The organism is Arthrobacter subterraneus (assembly GCF_900099735.1).
GTDB classification, from domain to species: domain Bacteria; phylum Actinomycetota; class Actinomycetes; order Actinomycetales; family Micrococcaceae; genus Arthrobacter_D; species Arthrobacter_D subterraneus.
The window spans coordinates 142363-161055 of record NZ_FNDT01000006.1 but is presented as its reverse complement, the minus strand read 5'-3'; the positions used below and the strand labels follow the sequence as shown (position 1 = coordinate 161055).

Annotated in this window: 17 protein-coding genes; 11 read left to right on the top strand and 6 right to left on the bottom strand. The window is 65.5% G+C overall.

Translation table 11 applies throughout. The features are described 5' to 3' along the window. The first annotated feature begins 1 nt into the window (after position 1). From narI to BLS52_RS09120, 7 genes are all read left to right on the top strand, one after another. Positions 2–754, top strand: a complete 753-nt coding sequence (gene narI, locus BLS52_RS09150; RefSeq protein WP_026544827.1) for a respiratory nitrate reductase subunit gamma — start codon at positions 2–4, stop codon at positions 752–754. A 24-nt stretch (positions 755–778) separates the two neighbouring features. Next, a complete protein-coding gene (locus BLS52_RS09145) occupies positions 779–2020 on the top strand; it encodes an MFS transporter (protein WP_090586102.1) in 1242 nt (413 codons plus the stop codon). 70 nt (positions 2021–2090) lie between these two features. Then, a complete protein-coding gene (locus BLS52_RS09140) occupies positions 2091–2540 on the top strand; it encodes an RrF2 family transcriptional regulator (RefSeq protein ID WP_026544828.1) in 450 nt (149 codons plus the stop codon). Positions 2541–2647: 107 nt separating this feature from the next. Further along, positions 2648–3817 carry a globin domain-containing protein gene (locus BLS52_RS09135; protein WP_026544829.1) on the top strand — a complete coding sequence of 390 codons (1170 nt, stop codon included), beginning with the start codon at positions 2648–2650 and terminating at the stop codon, positions 3815–3817. A 21-nt stretch (positions 3818–3838) separates the two neighbouring features. After that, positions 3839–6463, top strand: coding sequence for a multicopper oxidase domain-containing protein (locus BLS52_RS09130; RefSeq protein ID WP_090586101.1), 2625 nt, complete (start codon positions 3839–3841; stop codon positions 6461–6463). A gap of 125 nt (positions 6464–6588) precedes the next feature. Continuing rightward, positions 6589–7842, top strand: a complete 1254-nt coding sequence (locus BLS52_RS09125) for a CaiB/BaiF CoA transferase family protein (protein ID WP_090586098.1) — start codon at positions 6589–6591, stop codon at positions 7840–7842. Continuing rightward, positions 7839–8756 (top strand): beta/alpha barrel domain-containing protein, encoded by a 918-nt coding sequence (locus BLS52_RS09120; RefSeq protein WP_090586097.1) that lies wholly within the window; start codon positions 7839–7841, stop codon positions 8754–8756. The genes BLS52_RS09125 and BLS52_RS09120 overlap by 4 nt, the downstream gene beginning before the upstream one ends. 12 nt (positions 8757–8768) lie before the next feature. On the opposite strand, the gene BLS52_RS09115 is transcribed toward BLS52_RS09120, so the two are convergent. The 3 genes from BLS52_RS09115 to ptsP form a co-directional block, all read right to left on the bottom strand. Further along, positions 8769–9560 (bottom strand): IclR family transcriptional regulator, encoded by a 792-nt coding sequence (locus tag BLS52_RS09115; protein WP_026544833.1) that lies wholly within the window; start codon positions 9558–9560, stop codon positions 8769–8771. Between the two features lie 35 nt (positions 9561–9595). Next, entirely contained in the window at positions 9596–9814 is a 219-nt protein-coding gene (locus BLS52_RS09110) for a hypothetical protein (RefSeq protein ID WP_217636733.1), read from the bottom strand. A 91-nt stretch (positions 9815–9905) separates the two neighbouring features. Continuing rightward, a complete protein-coding gene (gene ptsP / locus BLS52_RS09105) occupies positions 9906–11591 on the bottom strand; it encodes a phosphoenolpyruvate--protein phosphotransferase (RefSeq protein WP_090586094.1) in 1686 nt (561 codons plus the stop codon). A gap of 102 nt (positions 11592–11693) precedes the next feature. Here ptsP and BLS52_RS09100 point away from each other — a divergent pair, with 102 nt between their 5' ends. The 3 genes from BLS52_RS09100 to BLS52_RS09090 are packed head-to-tail and all read left to right on the top strand — an operon-like array spanning position 11694 to position 15713. Then, positions 11694–12407, top strand: a complete 714-nt coding sequence (locus tag BLS52_RS09100) for a TetR/AcrR family transcriptional regulator (protein ID WP_090586093.1) — start codon at positions 11694–11696, stop codon at positions 12405–12407. A gap of 58 nt (positions 12408–12465) precedes the next feature. Then, positions 12466–14556, top strand: a complete 2091-nt coding sequence (locus BLS52_RS09095) for a PTS mannitol transporter subunit IICBA (protein WP_090586091.1) — start codon at positions 12466–12468, stop codon at positions 14554–14556. Beyond that, positions 14556–15713, top strand: coding sequence for a mannitol-1-phosphate 5-dehydrogenase (locus BLS52_RS09090; protein ID WP_090586089.1), 1158 nt, complete (start codon positions 14556–14558; stop codon positions 15711–15713). Before BLS52_RS09095 ends, BLS52_RS09090 begins: the two co-directional genes overlap by 1 nt. 76 nt (positions 15714–15789) lie before the next feature. Here the strand turns inward: BLS52_RS09090 and BLS52_RS09085 are convergent, their stop codons facing one another. Both BLS52_RS09085 and BLS52_RS18505 read right to left on the bottom strand, forming a co-directional pair. Then, positions 15790–16950, bottom strand: a complete 1161-nt coding sequence (locus tag BLS52_RS09085) for a N(5)-(carboxyethyl)ornithine synthase (protein ID WP_090586088.1) — start codon at positions 16948–16950, stop codon at positions 15790–15792. Further along, entirely contained in the window at positions 16947–17093 is a 147-nt protein-coding gene (locus BLS52_RS18505; RefSeq protein WP_164468357.1) for a hypothetical protein, read from the bottom strand. Before BLS52_RS18505 ends, BLS52_RS09085 begins: the two co-directional genes overlap by 4 nt. A 175-nt stretch (positions 17094–17268) precedes the next feature. Here BLS52_RS18505 and BLS52_RS09080 point away from each other — a divergent pair, with 175 nt between their 5' ends. After that, a complete protein-coding gene (locus tag BLS52_RS09080; protein WP_175460130.1) occupies positions 17269–18222 on the top strand; it encodes a 1-phosphofructokinase family hexose kinase in 954 nt (317 codons plus the stop codon). 27 nt (positions 18223–18249) lie between these two features. On the opposite strand, the gene BLS52_RS09075 is transcribed toward BLS52_RS09080, so the two are convergent. Beyond that, positions 18250–18507, bottom strand: a complete 258-nt coding sequence (locus tag BLS52_RS09075; RefSeq protein ID WP_026544839.1) for an SHOCT domain-containing protein — start codon at positions 18505–18507, stop codon at positions 18250–18252. Positions 18508–18693: the final 186 nt, after the last annotated feature.

Below are 18693 nucleotides of genomic sequence, written 5' to 3'. Positions count from 1 at the left end.
CATGGACGTCCTGCTCTGGGGGATTGCCCCGTATGTCGCGATGGCGGTGCTCATCGGCGGACTCATCTGGCGCTACCGCTACGACCAGTTCGGCTGGACGACCCGCTCCTCCCAGCTGTACGAATCCAGGCTGCTGCGCATCGGATCGCCGCTATTCCACTTCGGGATACTCGCGGTGGTGGCCGGGCACTTCTTCGGCCTGGTCATACCGATGTCCTGGACTGAAGCGGTCGGGATGAGCCAGGACTTCTATCATTTCAACGCGCTCTTTGTCGGGGGTGTCGCCGGAATCGGCACACTCGGCGGAATGGCGATCCTGATCTACCGTCGCCGCAAAATCGGGCCGGTGTTCATGGCGACAACCCGCAACGACAAGATGATGTATGTAGTCCTCGCCGCCGCTATCGTCTTCGGCCTCTGGACCACGCTGGCGAGCGTGTTCCTTGGTGGGCACGGCCACAACTACCGGGAGACCGTCGCCCCGTGGTTCCGCTCCCTCTTCATCCTCCAGCCCGACATCGCGTCCATGGCGGCCGCTCCGTTTTCCTTCCACCTCCACACGCTGGTGGGCATGCTGCTCTTTGTCATCTGGCCCTTCACGCGCCTTGTGCATGCGTTCACCGCCCCGCTCCACTACCTCTTCAGGCCCTACATCGTGTACCGCTCCCGGGACCGCCGGGGTTCCTCCAGTTCCCCGACGCGCCGCGGCTGGGCCCCCGTTGGTACGCGCGACCGTGACAACCGGACGCGCTAGGACGGATCAGGAAAGGGAGGAGAAATGAGCGCTGAAACGCCGACGGGCGCACCGCCGGAAGCCATCTCCAGTTCAGCGAGAACCCGGAACCTGGTGCTGGCAACGCTGGCCTCCGTAGTGGGCTTCCTCGCCTGGACGGTGGTCGCGCCGCTCAGCGGTACCTATACAGCGCAGCTGGAGCTGGCGCCCTCCGCAACAGCGGCACTGGTGGCGATGCCCGTCCTGGTGGGATCGATCGGGCGGATTGTGGTCGGAGTGCTGACGGACCGGTACGGCGGTCGGATCATGTTCACGGCGGTGCTGTTGGTCTCCGTGCCGCCGATCCTGCTGGTTGCCCTGGGCGGCACCATCGGCTCCTATCCGGTGCTTATTGCCGCCGGTTTTCTGTTGGGCATCGCGGGAACTGTCTTCGCAGTCGGGATACCCTTTGTCTCCGCCTGGTATGAACCGGAAAGACGCGGGTTCGCCACCGGCGTCTTTGGCGCCGGGATGGGCGGCACCGCACTGTCCGCGTTTTCCATCCCCAGGCTCGTTGACCTGATCGGGTATCTGGCGACACACCTCCTGATCGCAGTGCTTCTGGTGGCAACTGCGGGGGTTGTGTGGTTGTTCATGCAGGAGTCTCCCGCCCGGGCCGCGGCACCTTCCACGGGAGTCCGGGCGAAGCTAGTGGGAGCCGCGAAGCTCGGTGTCACCTGGCGGTTGTGCTTCCTGTATGCGGTGGTCTTTGGCGGCTTTGTCTCCTTCTCCACCTACCTGCCCACGTATCTGCGGGACATCTACGAATTCGACCTCACTGCTGCGGGCACCCGCACGGCGGGCTTCGCTCTGGCCGCAGTCCTGGCCCGCCCGGTCGGCGGAATCCTCGCGGACAAACTCGGAGCCAAACCGGTAGTCATCACCTCCCTCGCCGCGGTGGCAGTCCTTGCCTGGGTGGTCAACCTCAAACCCGCCGGTGAAGTGCCGGCGGGCCTGACTTTCCTCGCAATGGCTGCGGCGCTGGGGCTTGGCGCGGGCGGGGTGTTCGCCTGGGTGGGCGTGTTGTCTCCACCGGAGAAGGTTGGAGCGGTAGCCGGAATTGTCAGCGCTGCCGGAGGCCTGGGAGGCTACTTTCCGCCGCTGGTGATGGGAGCTACCTACAATGCCGAAGACAACAGCTACTTCATCGGGCTCATGCTCCTCAGCGTGACCGCCTTGGTCGCCCTGCTCTTCACCATCTTCGCGGTCAAGAGCCGGCCCAGGCAGGTCCGCGCACAACCAGGCTGAACCCTGCCCCTGTGCGCTATCGGGTTCGGCGCGCTGAGCAACAACTTTCCGGTGCATCTATCCTTGAAACATGAGGATCAATGCGTTTGCTGACGTGTGCCTGCGCGCCGTCATGCTGCTGGCCTCAGCCCCGCCGGGTGAACTCCTGACCTCGCGGGACATCGCGGACGCCATCGGTACGCCGTACAACCATGTCAGCAAGGCCATCGCGAGGCTGCGTGACCTGGGGCTGGTGGATATTACGCGTGGACGAAGCGGTGGAGTGCTTCTCAGCGCTGCCGGACGCCGTGCGACAGTCGGCTGGGTGCTCCGCCAGCTTGATGACCGCACCGACGTCGTGGACTGCGAAAGCGCCACGGGCGGGTGTCCCCTCAACCACCGGTGCTCGCTGCGTGCCGCCCTCCGCCGGGCGCGTGAGGCTTTCTACTCCGAGCTCGACGACCTCGTCATCGCAGAACTGCCGAAACCGCAGCAGATGGGGCCTGTTTTTGTGACGTTGCACACCCGTCAATCTGCCTGACCGCGCCAATTCAAGTAACTTTTCTACACACTGTAGAAAAGTGTCCAAAAACTAGCATTTTCAATGCTAGTTTTCTCTTATAAGTCCCTTCCAACGCAGGAGAAACGATGCTTTCGGACCAGTCCCTTCCCATTGTCGAGGCCACCCTTCCCCTCGTGGGCGAACGCATGCCGGGCATCGCGAAGAACTTCTATGGCCGTCTTTTCGCCGCCCATCCCGAGCTGCTTGACGGGCTGTTCAGCCGCTCAAACCAGAAGAACGGATCGCAGCAGCAGGCGCTCGCCGGCAGCGTTGCCGGATTCGCGGCCCATCTGGTGAAGAACCCGGACACATACCCCGAGGTGATGCTCTCCCGGATTGCCCACAAGCACGCCTCCCTGGGGATCGCGCCTGAGCAGTACGACGTCGTCTACAAGTACCTGTTCGAGGCAATCGCGGATGAGCTCAGTGACGTGATCACCAGCGAGATCGCCGACGCCTGGAGTGAGGTCTACTGGCTGATGGCCCACGCGCTGATCAAGATCGAGAAGGGCCTGTATGCCGCCCAGGCCAATGACAGGCCATGGAGCCCCTGGGCCGTCGTCGACAAGCAGCCGGCCGGAACCGCAGCCATGACGTTCACCCTGGAACCGGCGGACGATACTCCGGTAACCATTGCCCAGCCCGGCCAGTTTGTGAGTGTACGCGTGCAGTTATCTGATGGAATCCGTCAGGTGCGCCAGTACACCCTTTCGGCAGAGACGAGCTCACACCGTCGCGTTTTCACTACCAAACTCGACGACAACGGTGAAGTATCACCGGTCCTGCACAGCACAATCGCGGTGGGGGACACCATCGAGGTATCCAACCCCTACGGTGACGTCACCCTGGCTGACGGCGAGACCCCGCTGGTGCTCGCAACCGCGGGTATCGGCTGCACTCCCGCCGCATCCATCCTCCGTTCCCTCGTGGAACAGCGCTCGGACCGCGAAGTCCTCGTGCTTCACGCGGAGCGGAACATGGAGCAGTGGGCGCTGAAGGACCAGATGAACGCCGACATCGAAGCACTCGCCGGCGCGGAGCTGAAACTCTGGCTGGAGAATCCCACTGGCGGCGCACACCCCGGGTTCATGTCATTGAAGGGACTCGATCTTCCGGAGGGCGCGTCGGTCTACCTGTGCGGCCCGCTTCCGTTCATGAAGAACATCCGCGCTGAAGCTCTCGCTGCCGGAGTTCCGGCCGAACGCATCCACTACGAGGTGTTCGGCCCGGACCTCTGGATCGGCTCCGCAAACTAGTCCAAAGGGCAACCGGTAACCATGGCCACCAAACCACAGCGGCCGACGACGGCTCGGGCTTCCTGGCATCGCAAGGCCAGCAGGCCCGTGCTGGTCTGGTTTGTGCTGCTGATCGTTCTGGCCATGGTCCACCGGTGGGTGCCCGAGGCCCGTTGGCTGCTTGTCCACATGTTCGTGCTGGGCATGGTCACCAACTCCATCCTGATCTGGAGCCAGCACTTCGCCGAGGCGCTCCTGAAGAACCGGCTGGGCGAGGAGGCCAGGCGCACCCAGGTGGGGCGTATCCGTCTCCTGAACCTCGGCATTGTTGTCACGATCGCTGGAGTGCTCGCCGGGGTCTGGGCGCTGACACTGGCGGGTGCCGTCGTCGTCGGTGCGATGGTCACCTGGCATGCGGTCTCCCTGATGCAGCAGATGCGCAGGGCGCTGCCGTCCCGCTATGGCGCGACGATCCGCTACTACATTGCTGCGGCGCTGTTGCTGCCGGTCGGTGCAGCCTTCGGCGCCGTTCTGGCCTACGGGCTGGACGGGCAGGCGCATGGGCGATTCCTGCTGGCCCACCAGGCAGTCAATATATTGGGCTTCGTGGGGCTCACAGTGATGGGCACGCTGATCACGCTGTGGCCGACCATGCTGCGCACCCGCATGGTTGACGGGCTCGCGCGGGCAGGGCGCTGGGGCCTGGCCGCGCTGCTCGGCGGAACTGCCCTCACGGCTGCAGGCGCGCTGGGCGGCTGGCCGGTTGTCGGGGCGCTCGGTGTTCTCGTCTATCTCGACGGCGTGGGCTTCATTGGGCTGTACCTGTTCCGTTGCGCACGGCAGAAGCGCCCGGATGACTATTCGACGTTCTCGGTTGCCGCCTCCCTGCTGTGGCTGGCCGGTTCACTGGCCGCACTCCTTGTCATCATCGTGACCGGACCCCTGGAGCCTGACCGGCTGCAGGCGCTCACCGTTCCCTTTGTTGCCGGTTTTATGGCCCAGGTGCTCCTGGGTGCCATGAGCTTCCTCATGCCGACGGTGATGGGCGGCGGTCCGGCGGCGGTTCGCGGTGCGCTGGCGGAACTCAGCCGTTTTGCCATGCTGCGCATCGTGGTCATCAACCTCGGCCTGCTGGTCTTCCTGCTGAGCGAGGCGAGCTGGGTACGTGTGATCACCTCGGCCCTCGTGCTGTGCGCCTATGCCGCGTTCCTTCCGCTGATGGTCCGCGCAGTGAGGGCTTCCGTTGCCGGGCGAAAGGCGGCACTCAGCGAGCCCGGGGCGCCCGTTCGGGTGCGCATTGAGCAGCCGCCGCCCCCGCAGCGGCACCTGGCGTGGGCAGCCGCGGGTGTTGCCGTGGTGCTGGCAGGAATCGGGGCGGGGATCGTCGTTGACCCCGCCGCCGTCGGACTGAATCTGGGCGAGCGCACGGCGGTGACAGCGACCGGGCAGACCACGACGGTAAAGGTCTCTGCGCGCGACATGCAGTTCTTTCCGGCGTCCGTGGTGGTGCCCGCCGGAGACAGGCTGGTCATCGAACTGACCAACGACGATCCGACGACCGTCCACGACCTCGGTTTCCAGGGCGGGGTGAAGTCGGTCCGGCTGCATCCCGGAGAATCGACCATCCTCGACGTCGGTGTGGTTTCCGAGGATATGGAGGGCTGGTGTACCGTCGTCGGGCACCGAAGCATGGGAATGGTTTTCGGCATCAACGCCCTGGGGGCGATTGCCGGCGAAGAAGCGGATTCCGGGCATGGTGCCCACGCAGGCGCGATTGACGATGTCGCCGAACCGGTCGACCTGTCACGGAAGCCGGCGCCGGACTTCAAGGCGCGGGAGGCTGCGCTGGAACCGGCCGCTGCCGGGACTACCCACCGGTATACCTTCACCATTGAGCAGGCCCAACGCGAGATTGCCCCCGGGGTCAAGCAGGAAGCGTGGACGTACAACGGCCAGGTGAACGGGCCCACGCTGCGCGGGAAGGTCGGGGACACGTTCGAGATCAACCTGGTGAACAACGCTTCCATGGGCCACTCAGTCGACTTTCACGCCGGTGCCGTGGCGCCCGATCAGGTGATGCGGACGATCCCTCCCGGAGAATCGCTGATCTACCGGTTTCGCGCGGAACATTCCGGCATCTGGCTCTACCACTGCGCCACGCCGCCGGTTTCCGCTCATATCGCCTCCGGGATGTTCGGCGCTGTGATTATCGATCCACCGGACCTGCCCGCGGTGCACCGTGAGTATCTGCTCATCCAGTCCGAGGCCTACCTTGACGAGGCTGCCGGCAGGGTGGCTGTCGGCAGGATTGCTGCGGAACAGCCTGACGCCGTGATGTGGAACGGGCATGCGAACCAGTACATGTTCCGCCCGCTGGAGGCTGCAACCGGCGAGCGGGTCCGGCTCTGGGTACTGGCCGCCGGGCCTTCACGAGGAACCAATTTCCATGTGGTGGGCGGTCAGTTCGACACCGCGTACAAGGAAGGCGCCTACCTGCTGCCGCCCGGCGGCGCCGAAACGGGAGGCGCCCAGTCGCTGGACCTTGCCGCAGCCCAGGGCGGATTCGTGGAACTCGAGTTCGGCGAAGCCGGGAACTACATGTTCCTCAACCACTCACTGGTCGACGCGGAACGGGGTGCGCAGGGCGTGCTGAGGGTTACGGGGTAATTGAGCTTTCTCACGCCGAGCTTGACTCACATTGTGGGCCTGTGCTCACATTGTAGTTATCAGCTGTGGCCTGCATCACTCATCGAGCATGGCAGTGCCGCTGCCGTCCCGGTGAAAGGAACCGCGTGGAAGACACGATCGCTCCGCTGAAGGGCGTCCGGGTGCTGGAACTCGGCAACTACATTGCCGCCCCCACCGCCGGCCGGATGCTTGCTGACTTCGGGGCTGAGGTGATCAAGATCGAGCGGCCGCGGACCGGGGATGAACTGCGCAACTGGCGCCTCTACGCCGGAAACACGTCAATGCTGTACCGGACGGTCAACCGGAACAAGAAATCCATGGTGCTGGATCTGCGCAGCGAGGAGGGCCGCGCCCTGGTCCTCGAACTGGCCGCCAAGTCCGACATCGTCCTGGAAAATTTCCGCCCCGGCACCCTGGAGAAGTGGGGCATCGGCCCGGGGCGCCTCAATGAGGTCAACCCCGATCTCATCCTGACCCGTATCTCGGCCTTTGGGCAGACCGGCCCGCTTTCTGCCCGCCCGGGCTTCGCCGCCGTGGCCGAAGCCTTCGGCGGCTTCCGCGAACTCGTGGGTGACCCGGACCGGCCTCCGGTCCGCGTGGGCGTCTCCATCGGGGATTCGATCGCCGGCATCTACGCCGCGTTCGGCTCAGTGATGGCGCTCTTTGAACGCGAGACCCGGCGCGGCAGAAAGCCGATACCGCTCGAGCACCGCATCATTGACGTCGCCCTCAACGAGGCAATGCTCTCCGTCATGGAATCCCTGGTGCCGGATTACACCGCCTACGGCATCAGACGCCAGCGCACCGGGGGGCGGATGGAGGGCATCGCGCCGTCGAACGCCTATGTCTGCAAGGGCGGCGCCAGCATTGTGGTGGCCGGCAACGGCGACGGCATCTTCAAGCGGTACATGGAGGCCATCGGCAGACCGGATCTCGGCAACGATCCCGCACTGCAGTCCAACGCCGCACGCTGGGAACGCCGGGAGGAACTCGACGCAGCCATTGGCGAGTGGAGTGCGCGGCACACCGCTGCCGGGGCGCTCGCCATCCTGGACGGGGCCGGAGTGCCCGCCGGCCCCATCTACACGGCTGCTGACATCGTGGAGGACGGGCAGTACGCGGCCCGGAACATGATTCAGCGCTTCAGCGTTTCCACCGGAGAGGACATGCTCGACGACGTCGCGTTCCCGGGAATCGTTCCCGTGATCGGCGGCGAATCGCTCCCCATCCGCAACCTCGGCCCGGACCTCGGCGAGGATACGGCGGGCATCCTCCAGGAACTGCTCGGCCGCTCCGCCGAAGAAACCCAGCGCATTCTGGAAGACATGGGCGCAGCCCTCGAACAGGAGATCCGATGAACCGCACCGCCGCTGTCCTCCGCGACGTCACGCTCCGGGACGGGCTGCAATTGACCGGAGGGCTCCTCGCCACCGACCGCAAGGTCGCCATCATCCGGTCCCTGCTCGACGCCGGAGTGCCGGCACTGGAAATCGGGTCCATGGCCCGGCCGGACCTCGTCCCTCCGATGGCGAACACCCTCGAGGTCATCGGCGCCCTCACCGAGGAGGAATTGGCGAAGTGCTGGATCTGGGTCGCCACCCCCCGGCACGTCCAAAAAGCCACGGCCGCCGGCGCCCGCAACCTGCAGTACTGCCTCAGCGTCTCCGACGCTCACAATCAGGCCAACATCGGGCGCACCACCGAAGCCAGCATGGCGGCATTGCCGGAAGCAATGGACTACGCGCACGACGCCGGCGCCTCCCTCCAGCTGTGCCTCGCCACCTCCTTCACCTGCCCGTTCGACGGGCCGGTGGACCCCGACAAAGTGCTCGAACTCGTGGCTGACGAGCGCGGCCGGGGAACCAGCGACGTGGTCATCTGCGACACCCTGGGCCACGCAGTCCCCGCCGAGGTGTCCAGCCTGATCAGCCGGACGGCGGCGCTGACCCCGGAACGGGGAGTAGTCTTCCACGGCCATGACACCTGGGGAATGGGCGTCGCCAACGCCCTGGCCGCCATTGACGCCGGGGCCTACATGGTGGACGGAGCCCTCGCCGGCCTGGGCGGCTGCCCCTTCGCACCGGGCGCCTCGGGCAACACGGCAAGTGAGGACATCCTGTTCGCAACCCGGCCGCAGTGGCTCACGCCGTCGTCGTTCGCTGAACTGGTCACCCTGGGAGAGGGAATCATCGCGGAACTGGGTGAGAGCAACCGGTCCAAAGCTGCGCAGGGCGCGCGCTCGAAGGCCGGCGCGTTCGACTGGGTGATCTGACCCCGGCGCCGGTCAGCGCAGTGGGCTGCCGCCGGGCACACGGCCGCCGATCATCCGGGTGATCCGTTCGGTGGCCTCCAGCAGGTTTTCCACCCACGCCTCGCACAGTTCGGGGGGCATGCGCAGCGACGGGCCCATGATGGTCAGCGCGCCCACCACGTCCGCCTGCGCGTTGAACACGGGCGCGGAGAGACCGCTGGACCCGGACTCGCGCTCGCCGATAGTGATGGCGTAGCCGTCCGTGCGGGTGCGCCGGATTGCCTCGCGCAGCCGCTGGCGGTCGGTGATGGTCTCCTCAGTCAGCGGATCGAGGTCCCTGGCGAGAATCCGAGCGGCAAGCTGCTCGTCCCAGGCGAGCAGCACACGCCCGGCGGACCCGGCATGGAGCGGCAGGATGGCACCGACGTGCATGGCCCGGCGGAGCATGTGGTGGGTTTCGGCCATTGCCACACACACGCGGTAGTCCAGCGACGACTGGTAGAAGCACACCGTCTCACCCAGCGAATCCCGCAACTCCCGCATGACCGGTTTGAGCGTCTCCAGGATTTCGACGCCGTGCGTGGCGGGGGCCGCCCAGTAGGACAGCTTCACGCCGACGCGGTAGCCGTCCTGGGTCTTGTCGAGGAAACCGTGCGCCACCAGATTGCCCACCAGACGCTGCACCGTTGACGTGGGGAGGTCCGTGGCCTTCCGGATATCCGCCAGCGTGAGTTCAGGCCTGCTGAGGGAGAACGCATCGAGGATGCTCGCGATCTTGTTGAGGACCAGCAGCGGCGCGGGTCCCGATTCTTGGGCGGCAGGCATACCTCCCATCCTAGAACCGGTTCCCGCGCGTATTGTCAGCTCCCGCCGCGCTGCGCGTCCTCTTCGTTGACCGGGCGGTCGTCATCCGCGGCGTCCGTGGCCGCGCCCGCCGGCGTTGCCCCGCCCTCGCCGGACCAGTCGCCCTGGTTGCTGGCGTCACTGGCGGGATCGGACTGGACATCTGGCTCCACCGGCGGCTTGCCCGGCAGGTTCTCCCGAATTTCCTGCGGCTCGTCCGACGTGCTTTCGCTCATGGTGTCTCCTCAGATTGTCTGCTGGCTGGTACCTGAGTCCTACGTGCCCGGGATGGCCGGCGTCAAGCCGTCCATCCGGGGATACAGGCCGTCAGAGCCCCAGTTCGGCGAGTACCGGAAGCTTTTCACGCACGGCGTTCCTGCCGTCCTCGGCGGTGCGGGCGGACAGCGCCAGCTCCGCCAGTTCCCGCGCCTGCTCCAGCGTGACGGTCTTGAGGACGGCGGCCACCGCCGCGAGCGAGCGCGCCGTCATGGACAGCGTGCTGACGCCCAGGCCAACCAGTACGACGGCGAGGGCCGGGTCCGCTGCCGCCTCGCCGCAGACTCCCACCGGTTTGCCGGCGCCTTCCACGGCTGCCCCTTCGACGGAAAGTTTGACGAGTCGCAGTACCGCCGGCTGCCAGGGGGTGTTGAGGGCAGCCAGCGGGCCGAGCTGGCGGTCGGCGGCCATGGCGTACTGGGTGAGGTCATTGGTTCCCAGGCTGGCGAAGGACACCTCGCGCAGGATCGCATCCGCGGTCAGCACAGCGGAAGGCACTTCCACCATGACCCCAGGTGTCTGCAGCCCGGCCTCGGCGCACATGGAGGCGAAGGTCGCGGCCTCGTCCGCCGTCGAGATCATCGGCGCCATCACCCAGACGTCCGCCTCGGACTGCCCTGCGGCCCGTGCAATCGCCTCAAGTTGGCGCTGCAGAACGCCCGGGGAGGTCAGGTCCGTGCGGTAGCCGCGCACGCCGAGCGCCGGGTTGGGTTCGGTCGCATCGGTGAGGAAGGGGAGCGGCTTGTCCGCTCCGGCGTCGAGGGTGCGGAGGACCACCTTCTTGCCGGGGAAGGCGTCGAAGACTCCCTGGTAGGCGGCGGCCTGCTCGTCGACCGTGGGCTCGCTGTCCCGTTCAAGGAAGCAGAACTCGGTCCGGAAAAGGCCGACGCCCTCGGCTCCCAGTTCAGCGGCCGCTGCCGCATCTTTCGCGCCGCCCACATTGGCGAGGAGCGGCACCAGGTGGCCGTCCGCCGTCGTGCCCTGTCCTTCGAAGGCAGCCAGCAGGGACGCCGTTTCGCGCCAGGCGACCGCGGCGTCACGCTCGGCGTCACCCGGTTCGGCGACCACCGTGCCGGCGGCGCCGTCCACGAAGACCTCAGCGCCGTCCGGTAAATCCTCGACGCCGGTCGCGGCCACCACGGCGGGAAGGCCGAGCGACCGCGCGATGATGGCGGTGTGGGACTGAGGCCCACCGCCCGAGGTGACGAGGGCAAGGACCGTCTCGGGGTCAAGCGTTGCGGTGTCTGCGGGCGCGAGGTCCTCGGCGACGAGGACAAAGGGGGTGTCGGATGCCGGAATGCCCGGCGCCGCCTGGCCGCGGAGTTCGGCGACGATGCGAGCGCGGACGTCCAGCACGTCGGTGGCGCGCTCGGCCATATAGCCACCGAGGTTGTGGAGCATCTCGGAAACGGACGCGGCGGACTCCCAGACCGCCCGCTGGTTGGAGGTTCCCTTTGCGATCAGCTTCGCGGCGCCTTTCAGGAGCATGGTGTCCTTGGCCATCAGCGCCGTTGCTTCCAGGACCGCCTTGCCGTCTCCGGTGGCGCGCTCGGAACGCGCCCTGAGCTCGTCATGGACCGCCGTCGCTGCCTGTTTCAGTTCAGCGGTTGCATCCTCCGCGCTCACGCCCTCGGGAAGCTGTTCACCGGCGGGCGGTTCGCTGACGGGTTTGGGCATCTGGCGGACAGCCCCGATCACTCGGCCTGGGCTGACGCCTACTCCTGGGAAGTTCTGCACTGAAGGTCCTCATTCTCTGCCGGTTCGAAGGTCTACGCACGTGCTCACTATTATGTGTGACGCAGTTCATATAGCGTTGCTATAGGTGCTAGGCTAGCGCCCATGAGTTTCGAAGGCCAGCCACCGGCGAAGATGAGACTGCTGCAGGCAGCCGCAGAACTGCTGGCCAACTCCGCTGGAGCTCCCGTCTCCACCCGCCAGATCACCCAACTGGCTGGGGTGAGCGCGCCCACCCTGTACCACCACTTCGGTGACAAGGAGGGCCTGTATGACGCGGTTGTTTCAGCGGGCTTCGAGGAGTATGTGGCGGGCGAGCGGGATTTCGCTCCGTCCGGGCAGCCGCTGGAAGACATCCGGCGGATGTGGGACAACCACGTGCATTTCGGGCTCAACCAGCCGGAGCTCTACCTGGTGATGTTCGGTAACATCCGTCCGGAAAGCCGCCCCGCCATCGTCGCTGATGCCGAGGCCCTCATGGAGGAAATGCTGAACAAGGCCGCTGCTGCCGGACAGCTGAGCGTGCAACCGCGGGAGGCGGCCAGGAGCATCCTGGCGGCGAACGTGGGAGTAACGCTCATGCTGATCGCGGAACCCGTGGCTGAACGGAACCTCGACCTCTCCACCATGACCCGGGACGCCATGATCTTTGCGGTGGCCTCGGACCAGGCGGAGCAGGCAGAAGCCTCCGGAAAATCGTCGGTCGTGGTGGCCGCGATTGCGCTGAATGCTGCCCTGCAGGCCTCGCATTCGGATCAGTTATCCAGTTCCGAACTCAAGCTCTTCCTTGAGTGGCTCCACCGGATCTCCACCACGTAGTCCTCCACATCCATCGGACCATCCTGCGCAGGTGCAGGAATCACGGTTAGGAAATCACATGGCAACAGAGACAGCTGCAAAGCCCCGGAGCGGGATGAGGGTTGGCGTCCAGAAATTCGGGACGTTCCTGTCCGGCATGATCATGCCCAATATCGGTGCGTTCATTGCGTGGGGCCTCATCACCGCGCTGTTCATCGAAGCTGGCTGGCTGCCGGTTCCTGAACTCGGTGGTTTCGGTACGGATGCGGAAGGCAACCCGCACACCGGTCTGGTGGGCCCGATGATCACCTACCTCCTGCCGCTCCTCATCGCCTACACCGGCGGCCGGATGGTCTATGACGTCCGCGGTGGTGTTGTGGGCGCCATCGGCACCATGGGTGTCATTGTCGGGGCGGGTATCCCGATGTTCATCGGCGCCATGATCATGGGCCCGCTGGGCGGCTGGACCATGAAGAAGATCGACAGGATCTGGGACGGGAAAATCCGCCCCGGCTTCGAGATGCTGGTGAACAACTTCTCCGCCGGTATCTGGGGCGCGCTGCTCGCGATGATCGGGTTCTACGGGATTTCGCCTCTCGTGGAGGCTTTCAGTACGGCCGCCGGGAACGTGGTCCAGTTTCTCGTGAATAACGGGCTCCTGCCGCTGACCAGCATCTTCATTGAGCCCGCCAAGGTGCTCTTCCTGAACAACGCCATCAACCACGGCGTCCTGACGCCGCTGGGCGTCCAGCAGTCGCTGGAGCAGGGCAAGTCAGTCCTGTTCCTCCTCGAGGCGAACCCCGGTCCGGGCCTGGGCATTCTCCTCGCGTACATGTTCTTCGGCCGTGGCGCGGCCAAGGCCTCGGCTCCCGGAGCGGTGATCATCCACTTCCTCGGTGGTATCCACGAAATCTACTTCCCCTACGTCCTGATGCGCCCGCTGCTGATCCTCGCGGCGATCGCCGGCGGCATGACCGGCGTGGCCACCCTTGCCGTCACCAACGCGGGCCTTGTGGCACCGGCTGCGCCGGGATCCATCTTCGCCGTCCTCGTGCAGACCGCGCGTGACAGTTACTTCGGAGTGATCCTTGCCGTGGTTCTCGCCGCGGCCGTTTCCTTCCTGGTGGCGTCGGTGATCCTGAAGACCGCCAAGCGGAAGGACGGCGACGACGACGACCTCAGCGCCGCAACCTCCCGCATGGAAGCCATGAAGGGCAAGAAGAGTTCGGTGTCTTCCCACCTGACCGGCAGCGGCGACGTTGCGGTGATGGCAGGGCCCATCCAGAACATCGTCTTCGCGTGCGACGCCGGCATGGGGTCCAGCGCCATGGGGGCGTCGGTGCTGCGGAACAAGATCAAGGCGGCGGGTTACCCGGACGTCAAGGTCACCAACGCCTCGATCGCGAACCTTCGTGACGATTACGACGTTGTGGTCACCCACCAGGACCTGACGGAGCGGGCAAAGCACTCCACGGCCAGCGCCGTGCACGTCTCCGTGGACAACTTCATGAACAGCCCGCGGTATGAGGAGATCGTGGAACTGGTTCGGGAGAGTCGCAGCGAGAAGACGGAAGCGGGCACCGATGCTTCGGCCGGTCCCGACTCTGACGCCGGCTCCTTCGGGGGTGCGCACGCCTCCGCAGCCCACGCGGCGGGTGCTGTAGCGGAACCGGAGGCCACGAGGGCTTCTTCCGGCGCACACGCTGCCGGATCGGCAGCGGACGGTGAGCAGCCGGCGTCGGACATTCTGGTCGCTGACAGCGTTATTCTCAGCGGCTCTGCCACCTCCCGTGACGCGGCGATTGACGAGGCGGGGCAGCTGCTGCTGGCCCGTGATGCCGTGGACGAGGGTTACCTCCAGGCCATGCACGAGCGCGAGGAGTCGGTGTCGACGTACATGGGAAGCTTCCTGGCGATCCCGCACGGCACCAACGCCGCCAAGGACCACATCCGCAAGTCAGCGGTCTCCTTTGTCCGGTACCCCGAGGGTCTGGACTGGAACGGCAAGGAGGTCAAGTTCGTGGTGGGGGTCGCCGGCGTGAACAACGAGCACCTGCACATCCTGTCCTCGATCGCCAAGGTCTTCACCGACAAGGCGCAGGTTGCCCAGCTGGAAGCCGCAACGTCGGCGGAGGAAATCCTCGAAATCTTCCGGAAGGTCAACGCATAGTGAAGGCAGTCCACTTTGGAGCAGGGAACATCGGGCGCGGCTTTGTTGGGCTGCTCCTCCACCAGGCCGGTTATGAGGTGGTGTTCGCGGATGTCGCGGACGCCCTGATCAGCCAGCTTGCGGATGCGGGCAGCTACCGCGTCCATGAGGTGGGCGAGCAGCCGGCGGTGCACACGGTCAGCAATTTCCGGGCGGTGAATTCAAATTCCCAGGAGGACCGGCTGGTCCAGGAGATTGCCACTGCGGACCTGGTGACCACTGCGGTGGGGCCTCACATCCTCAAGTTCGTGGCACCGGTGATTACCCGGGGAATAGCGGCCCGAGCCGAGGATGCTGTGCCGCTGCAGGTCATGGCGTGCGAGAACGCGATCAACGCGACGGACCTGCTCAGGGAGTCCATCGATGCTTCCTGGGATGAGGCGATCGGGGCACTGGATGACCGCGCGGTCTTCGCAAACACCGCGGTAGACCGGATTGTCCCCAACCAGGAAACCGGCCAGGGCCTGGACGTGACGGTGGAGACGTTTTACGAGTGGGTGATCGACCGGACACCGTTCGGGGCCAACGCGCCGGTCATCCCGGGAGCGACGTTCGTGGACCGTCTCGCCCCGTACATTGAGCGCAAACTGTTCACCGTGAACACCGGTCACGCCTCCGCGGCCTACTTCGGGCACGAGGCGGGGCTGGAGAAAATCTCGGAGGCCATGGCGGACCCGTCCGTCGCCTCGCACGTGCGTGCGGTGCTTGATGAGACCAGGCAACTCCTCGTGGACAAGCACGGGTTCGACGCCGGTGAGCAGGAAGCCTATGTCCGGAAGATTCTCGGGCGCTTCACCAATCCGCACCTGCCGGACACGGTGAACCGGGTGGGCAGGGCACCCCTGCGGAAGCTCAGCCGGCACGAGCGGTTCATCGGACCGGCAGCGGAGCTCGCCGAACGGGGAACCACGCCGGAGGCGCTGCTGAAGGCAATCGGTGCGGCGCTGCGGTTCGATGATCCCACCGACGCCGAAGCGGTGGAACTGGGGGAGCTTCTGGCCTCCTCCGACGCCGGTGAGGCTACCGGCCGGATCACCGGGCTGAGTCCGGAACACCCGTTGTTCGACGCGGTCCGGAAACTGGTGGAGGAGCGCCAGGCAAAGATCGCAGCCGTCTGACCGGCCCGGTTCCACGCGGAACGGCGCCGCACCCTCCCAGGGGTGCGGCGCCGTCGTCGTTCAGGCGGGCTGCCTCCTAGGCGGGCAGCGGGAGGTGCGGATATTCCGGCTTCCGTTGCTGGAACTGCAGCACGTCCTGGTTCAGGATCACGCCGTCGCGGATTTCGATGGCGCGGCTGATCGTTTCGTTCTCCGCCCACGCCGTGGGACCGGCGATTACGGTTTCGAGGAAGGGCAGCAGGGCCTCGCTGATTTCCCAACTGGCGGAATTCCAGAGATAGGAGGGGCTGTGGTCCACCGCGTAGTAGTCAATGTGGTCGCCCACGGTGAACATCGGTTCGGCGAAGGTGGTGGGTTTCGCCCAGCTGAACCCCATTCCCTCATCGCAGGAAACGTCCACGATCAGACTGCCGGGGCGGAAAGCGTCCAGGTCTTCGGTGCGCAGGTAGGTCAGCGGTGCGTTGGGGTCCTGCAGCGTGCAGTTGACCACGATGTCGCTCTCGGCCAGGAACGGCGCCAGCGGCACCCGCCCGCGCTCGGTGATGACTTCGCTGAGGAAAGGGGCCTCGCTGTTGTGATCGAACTGCGCAATGCGTACCGAATGGATCGGTGAGCTTACCGCGGCCACGCCCCGGTTGGTCAGGACCTGCACGTCATGGATGCCGTGGGCGTTGAGGGCGGTGACGGCCCCGCGTGCGGTGGCGCCGAAGCCGATGACCACGGCGCTCAGCCTACGGCCGTAATCGCCGGTGGAGCCGGTCAGTGCCAGGGAGTGCAGTACCGAGCAGTAGCCGGCCAGTTCGTTGTTCTTGTGGAACACATGCAGGCCGAAGCCGCCGTCGCCGGCCCAGTGGTTCATGGCCTCGAAAGCAATCAGCGTGAGTTTCTTGTCGATTGCCAGCTGGGTGATGGCCGGGTCCTGGACGCAGTGCGGCCATCCCCAGAGGACCTGCCCGTCGCGGAGCTCGGCGAGATCGTCGGGCTGCGGTTTGGGCAGGAGAACGACGTCGGCCTCCGCCAGCAGCTCCGCTCGTGGGGCGATGCGCGCCCCAAGCGAGGTCAGCTGGGAGTCGGGGACGCCCAGCCGCTCGCCGTATCCTTCCTCCAGGATCAGATGCTGCCGGATGTCGGGGGCAATGCGCTGCAGATGCAGGGGGTGTATCGGCAGGCGGCGCTCGTCAGGTTTTCGGGTGCCCGAGAGGACGCCGAGGGTGAGGTGATTCGCTGTGCCGGTCACTTCTTTTTGGGGCTCGGTGTCTTGGCGGTGGCCTTGTCCAGGGAACTGGGGGGTGCTGCCGCGGCTCGTTTGTCGGCGCGCTTTTCCTTGATGGATTTGGCGGATTTCTTGGATGCTGCTTGACGGGGGGACTTGTCAGCCATGAACGCTCCTGTAGCGGAACCGAAGGGGGTTCCTTACTTTGAACGGTACAGGTAGCTGCCTAATGCGGCCGGAGAGAGCCTTCCGTACCGGTGACGTTCCGGTGCACCCATACGGCCTGCTCATCCGTGGGGGCTGACCCTGATCGCTGAACGGTGCGTCTTCTAAGCTGGGCGTATGGAAGTCGGCGTGAAGTCCATTCTCACCCTCACGGTGAACCCAGCTCTGGATATCAGCACCTCAACCGAGCGGGTCATCAGCATCCACAAACTTCGGTGTGGCGCCAGCCGTCTCGATCCCGGGGGTGGCGGGGTGAACGTGTCCAGGGTGATCCGGCGGCTCGGAGGGCGTACCTTGGCGGTGTACACGGCCGGAGGCCCCACTGGAGAGGCGTACCGCAGGCTCATCGAAGCCGAGCGCATTCCCAGCGTTGTGGTACCGGTCCAGGGGAGTACCCGCCAGAACTTCACAGTCGATGAGACTGCAACCGGAAAACAGTTCCGTTTTGTACTGCAGGGTCCGGAGGTCAGTGAAGGGGAATGGAAGGCCTGCCTGTCTGTTGTTGCCGAGTCAGTCCCGGTCAATGGATACGTGGTCGCCAGCGGTAGTCTCCCCCCGGGGACGCCGGACGATTTTTATGCGCGGGTGGCGCGCCTTGCACGGGAGGGCAGTGCGCGCTGCATTGTCGATGCATCGGGCGAGGCCCTTAGCCAGGCCCTCGCCGAGGGGGTCTTCCTCGTTAAACCCAGCCGGCGTGAGCTGGGGGAGCACTTCAGCGTGGAACTTGATAGCCAGCAAAGCCAGATCGAAGCGGCTTCTGCGCTGGTCGCCGACGGATCCGCCGAGTACGTAGCCCTGACCCTCGGTGAAGCAGGAGCAATGCTTGCCACGAAAACCGGCATTATCCGCCTGCCGGTCCCACTTGTGCAGGTGGTCAGTACCGTCGGGGCCGGTGATAGTTTTCTTGGCGCTTTTGTACTCCGACTTGCTCAGGGCCAGCCGATTGAGGCGGCTTTCCGGGCAGGCGTTGCGGCTGGCAGCGCGACCGCGATGACCCCGGCAACGGAATTGTGCCACCGGGCCGACGTCGAACGCCTGGAGATCGAACTCGCGTCGGCGGTTCGTGGTTGAGGACCTGACGGACTCAGCGGCGGACGGTCAGGCTCCGCGAGCTCGGCGGAGCGCGGTCAGACGCGCTGTGTATTCGGTCTCGTCGATTTCACCACGGGCAAACCTTTCCGCGAGCAGGTTATCCGCGACACCCATACCGGATCCGGTCTCCTGCCGCTCTTTACCGGCGCCCAGGGAACGGGCAACGAGAATGATTGCCGTGATGACGGTGCCCCAGAACAGGACAAAGCTCAGCACCATCAGGACGTATCCCCAGCCGCCCATGCTGCCATCCCAATACATCATGGCCGTTTCCTTTCTTCCTCCAGGACACTGTGCCCCGGAAAGATCCGCTGTAGCCAACTATCCCTGCGCGGATGCGGCGGCGTCAGGGCCTTTGGTCCCTGACGTCATACCTCTAACGGGCGAGGACGTTCAGATTGCGGAACCGGCTCTCGAAATGCCTGCAGTTCTGGTTCCAGATCAGGGGCT